Below are 3395 nucleotides of genomic sequence, written 5' to 3' on the forward strand. Positions count from 1 at the left end.
GCGCGTCAGCGCGTCAGCCTGGCGAGTGACGACGCGCGTGCCGACGTGCACGTCGACAACCCGACGCTGCCGCACATCTTCGGCGGCGTGCTGTACCTGAGCCGGCCGGAAGACTGCCGCGGCGGCACGCGCTTCTACCGGCACCGCGCGACCGGGCATGACCGCCGGCCCGACGATGCCGCGCTGGCCGGCATGGGCCATGCGTCGTTCCTCGATTTCCAGAAGCGCCACCTGCCGATCAACCGGCGGCTGCCGTTCGCCGAATGGCAGCAGCAGCGCGATGCGACCTGGGAGTTCCTGTTCGAGGTGCCGATGCGTTTCAACCGGCTGATCGTGTTCCGCAGCGACTTCTTCCACGCGATCACCGAGCTGTTCGGCGACCGCGCGGAATCAGGCCGGCTGGTGCAGCTGTTCCACTTCGAAGCGCAGCGCTGAGCGCACGGCGCCCGGGAGGGCGTCAGTCCAGCCGCAGCCCGTCGAGCGAGACCCCGCACAGCTCGGCCAGCGCCTCGACCGCCAGCGCGTGATCCTCGCGCTGCGGCAGGCCCGAGACCGTCACCACACCGATGCAGCCGCTGCCCTCGACCCGGATCGGGAAGCTGCCGCCGTGGTCCGCGTAGTCGCGCAGCGGCAGCCCCATCTTCGACTCGAGCGTGCCGCCGTCCAGCGCGTTGTCCAGCCCCACGCGGTAGGAGCTGCGGTGCAGCAGCTCGACGGTGTTGCGCTTGCGGCGCGCCCAGTCGGCATTCGACGGCGAGGTGCCCGGCATCGCGCAGAAGAACACCGTTTCGCGCGCCAGGCGCACCTCGATCGTGATCGCGACCCCGCGCGCTTCGGCCATGTCCCTCAGCCGCGAGCCCAAGGCCCATGCGGTGGCTTCATTGAAGTGTTTCGTTTGAAAACAATCCTCTTGGCGGGCAATCGTTTTCAGATCTTTTTCGAGGTTCATGGCGGGGTCTGAAGCGGGTTGAAGGGGCGTCGGAGGGGCGTTTGAGCCTCCGACTGTATCGGCAGAGCCCGAAAGTCATGCATCCACCGCATGCGTCACCTTAGGTGAATGCATGGGTTGGAGACACTGTGCGCATTCGACGCGGCCGGCCTTTGACACCCGGGGGCTTTCTGGTCCGACGTCTGCGATCCCGCGGATCGCTTCCACCCCTTCTCCGACCTCCCTCTTTTTTGAAGGATTGGCCCATGCCGTCCCTGACTGAAACCTTGTTCACCTCCCCGGCGCTGCTCGTCTTCGGCGCGATCGCCTTGCTCGTGGCGGCCTCGTTCGCACTCGGCGCGCTCAGCCGCATGCCACCTCGAACACGCGTGCGGCGCATCGGCGTCGTGCTGGCGCTCGTGGCGTTGCTGGCCGCCCATGGGCTGGGCTGGCTCGCGCTGCAGGATTTCCAGCGCCAGATCGCAGACGCCCGGCTGCACGCGGCCGATGACGCGATGGCGCGCGATGCCCTGGCCTACCTGGCGCACCGCTGCGACACCGAACGCCACCTGACGATCTCGAGCGAGGCGAGCCGTGTGCCGGCGAACGAGGGCGTGCTGCTCGACATCGAGCATGTGCGCCGCCCCGCGCTCGACGAGGTGCCGCCCGTCGACTGGTTCGATCCGCTGGATGCGCGGCAGGTGCTTGCCACGTCGGCGTTCGTCTTCGTCGAGCAGGACCGGCGCATGACATCGCGTGGCGCGATCTCGGTGACGGCGCACCGTCTGTGGTGGGAATCCACGGGGCGTGCCTTGCTGCCGCCCGCGAACACCGAGGAGTTCATGGCGCGGCTGGTGCAGGTCGACCTGTCGCAGTCGATCGAAGGGCCGGTGAGTGCGAGCTCGGCGCGCTACCTGCTGTCGGTGCAGGACACGTCGACCCTCGAGGACCGCAGCCATGGGGTCGCGCGAATCGAGTTGCGGCTGTTCGATCGGCGCCAGGGCGCGCCGATGGCGGAGTACGTCGGATTCGTTGCACACCTGCTGCCCGCCTACCGGCTGCGAGATGGCCGTGCATCGCGGGAGATCCGACCCTGCAGCGGGCCGGAGCAGGCGTTCACGACGGCGGAAGCGGGGTTCGATGTGATCGGGTTCTTCCTGGTGCGGGGTGTGCGTGTGGCCAAGGAGCGGCCGAGGTTGATGACTTGACTCGAGGGACGGGGCGTTCCTCCTTCATGTTGATGAGGACGGATGTCCCAGGCCCGTTGACTCGCAACGAGGCGCTGGTTAACGTGCGCCCCCACGGCAACAGCATCGATGGATGCGCGCCAAGCCCGACCCGCTCACAAAAGCGGGCAGTGCACCCGGCCCCGCGGGCCGGCCCGTCGATCCCGTTGATTCCCTCAGGGAGAAGCCCTTGCATCCATCGCACCACGCGACCGTGGTGAGGCGCGGCGTTGCCGTGCCTTGGACGGTCTTGAACGTCATCTTCACGCTCTGGCTGCTGGCCTGCGCGACATCTGCCATTGCGCAGTCGCCGGTCCAGCCGCCGGCCGACCCGTTCAACTACGCACGCACGACGAGCTTCACCTACCGCCCTGACGGTTTGGTGGAGACCGAGACGGTCGAGCCCGGCAACCCGCAGCTGTGCGTGGTGACGCGGTACCGCTACGACGCGCGGGGCAACCGCACCGGCACGCAGGTGTCCAACTGCAGCGGCGCCACCGGCGACGCCGTGTTCGCCACGCGCAGCAGCAGCGTCAGCTACGGCGCGCAGACGGTGACGATCGGCGGCACGAGCGTGCAGATCCAGCCGGACACCCAGGTGAGCGGCCGCAGGAACGCGTTGCAGCAGGAGGAGACGCAGACGGTGGATCCGCGCTTCGGCACGGTGCTGAGCAGGACGGATGCGAACGGGCTGACCACGCGCTGGGAATACGACGACCTGGGGCGCACGACGCGCGAGATCCACCCCGACGGTACACGGGTGATCACGGCGTACTGCTACATCGCCGGCCGGATCGACACGGCCACCAACAGCCCGACGTGCCCGAGCCCTGCGGCTTCCGAGATCCCGGCTGACGCGGCGCAGTTCACGCACGTGGAGCCGAGAGACGCCAGTGGCACGGAGGGTGTCAAGAACGGTCCGTTCACCCGCCAGTACCTGGACCGCGCAGGTCGGCTGCTGCGCCATGTCACCGAAGCCTTAGATGGATCGACGCAACCCGGCGGTGTCAATCGCCTGATCGCTACCGACACCACGTTTGGCGACCTCGGCCAGGTGCTGGTGCAGACGCAGCCGTACTTCCTGGACAGCGGCTCGTCGACGAGCGCAGGCAGTGCAGACGTGGGGCTCACGCGCACCGAATACGACGCACTGGGCCGCCCGGTCCGGGTCTACACCGCCGACCCCCAGGGCAGCCAGCCGAGCGTGAGTTTCGGTGCCCGCGGCAACCGCAGGGCTCGGG

3 protein-coding genes and 1 pseudogene are annotated in these 3395 nt (G+C 68.4%); 3 read left to right on the plus strand and 1 reads right to left on the minus strand.

The window, feature by feature from the left end; translation table 11 throughout:
- Positions 1 to 435, plus strand: a 435-nt coding sequence (locus AC1D1T_RS31205) for a DUF6445 family protein (RefSeq protein ID WP_477993244.1), incomplete at its 5' end; no start/stop codon positions are given.
- Positions 436 to 457: 22 nt separating this feature from the next.
- On the opposite strand, the gene AC1D1T_RS31210 is transcribed toward AC1D1T_RS31205, so the two are convergent.
- Positions 458 to 949: a heme-degrading domain-containing protein gene (locus tag AC1D1T_RS31210; protein ID WP_477844961.1), complete on the minus strand. Its 492-nt coding sequence runs from the start codon at positions 947 to 949 to the stop codon at positions 458 to 460.
- A 245-nt stretch (positions 950 to 1194) separates the two neighbouring features.
- Between AC1D1T_RS31210 and AC1D1T_RS31215 the strand changes: the two genes are divergently transcribed.
- The gene (locus AC1D1T_RS31215) at positions 1195 to 2136 is read left to right on the plus strand and encodes a hypothetical protein (RefSeq protein WP_477828450.1); all 942 of its coding nucleotides are present in this window, start codon (positions 1195 to 1197) and stop codon (positions 2134 to 2136) included.
- Between the two features lie 268 nt (positions 2137 to 2404).
- Positions 2405 to 3395, plus strand: a pseudogene (locus AC1D1T_RS31220) (hypothetical protein); the annotation flags it as partial.

The organism is Rhizobacter sp. P2_H3 (assembly GCF_056403355.1).

What these genes read in the sequence shown, in the direction of transcription:
- AC1D1T_RS31210 (WP_477844961.1), bottom strand. Translation starts at nt 949, where the DNA reads ATGAACCTCGAAAAAGATCTGAAAACGATTGCCCGCCAAGAGGATTGT.
- AC1D1T_RS31215 (WP_477828450.1), top strand. Translation starts at nt 1,195, where the DNA reads ATGCCGTCCCTGACTGAAACCTTGTTCACCTCCCCGGCGCTGCTCGTC.